Source organism: Aliivibrio kagoshimensis (assembly GCF_050337105.1).
GTDB lineage: Bacteria > Pseudomonadota > Gammaproteobacteria > Enterobacterales > Vibrionaceae > Aliivibrio_A > Aliivibrio_A kagoshimensis.
Window position 1 is genome coordinate 1 of the sequence record NZ_JAKJSQ010000153.1, and the last position, 1,154, is coordinate 1,154.

The 1,154-nt window shown below is 43.3% G+C and carries 2 protein-coding genes; one reads left to right on the top strand and one right to left on the bottom strand.

The genetic code is table 11. The annotated features are described in order from the left end of the window. Positions 1-44 precede the first annotated feature (44 nt). Positions 45-356: a DUF6482 family protein gene (locus L4C32_RS20620; RefSeq protein ID WP_428198768.1), complete on the top strand. Its 312-nt coding sequence runs from the start codon at positions 45-47 to the stop codon at positions 354-356. Here the strand turns inward: L4C32_RS20620 and mutH are convergent. Continuing rightward, positions 353-1,021 (bottom strand): DNA mismatch repair endonuclease MutH, encoded by a 669-nt coding sequence (mutH, locus tag L4C32_RS20625; protein WP_428198769.1) that lies wholly within the window; start codon positions 1,019-1,021, stop codon positions 353-355. The genes L4C32_RS20620 and mutH overlap by 4 nt on opposite strands. Positions 1,022-1,154: the final 133 nt, after the last annotated feature.

The following is a 1,154-nucleotide window of genomic DNA, read 5'->3' on the forward strand; positions in this document are numbered from 1 at the left end:
TAAGAATCTACTAGGATTAAAGAGAATGGATGCTAGGAGGCGATATGGAATTACATCAGCTTAAAACTTGGATAAATGCAGGACGCTGTTTGCCTCATATGTTTGTGATGAGTCATGCAGGGTTATCGACGTACTCAATGAGTGTTGAGTTCAAACATAATTTGGAACCGATTACTGATAAAGAGGGCAACGCTGTCACCTACTCTTCCTTAGAGACGGTGATTCACACGTTAAATAAGATGGGCATTGAAAAAGCGACGTTAAGATTAATTGACCCCTATGATGAATTTGGTCCAGCAGTGACGAGTACCGGTATTGAGGTGTGTGATGAGGATCTTGATCTGTCTACCTGCTAAATAAAATATCGTTCCAATAGCTGTGAGGTGAAATTTGTTTTTAAATAGAAACCACGGGGCAATGTTTTTATTAACTGGCCATCCTCGCCATAAGCTTCGGTTAACGCTCGACTATTGGCCGCTTTAGGCCTTAATTGCAGTACTTCGCCATGCTTGGCAGTAATATTTTCCGCATCGCCTAACACAATGAGATCCATAAGCTCTTCCCAATCCTGCTTTAGTTGAGCCTCTTCAGCAACAGAAGGGGACCACAGAAGAGGGGAACCAATACGACGATCCCCGAGTGGGATCTCTCTCTCTCCTTGAACTGGGATCCATAATACTCGAGCCAGTTTATTTCTGATATGACTGTTCTGCCAAGTGAGACCCTGAACCCCGGTGAGTGGAGCGACACATACAAAGGTGGTTTCAAGCGGTTTCCCGGCGTGGCTTATTGGTATCGTTTTCAGTTCGATACCGAGGTTTACAAAATCAGGCTGTGGTTTACTTCCAGCTGAAGCACCTAGGTGCCACTCCAATAATTGTCCAACCCAACCTTTATCACGCTTTAAATTCTCTGGAATATCTTGTTTAGCAACACCGGCCAGCTCGCCAAGGGTTAAGCCAGCAAGATCATTAGCACGCTGTAATAACTCGGTCTCAGAGGTAGGAGGAAGGGGGATCATGCGAGTACACCATTGAATGAAAGAGTTAGGATTATATCGTTTCGTAACGAGAAGCCCAATCAATGTTTCAGTTATAAAGTTATCCACAGCATATAGTAAATAAGTAAAAAAGAGTAAAACAGTGTGTTTATAC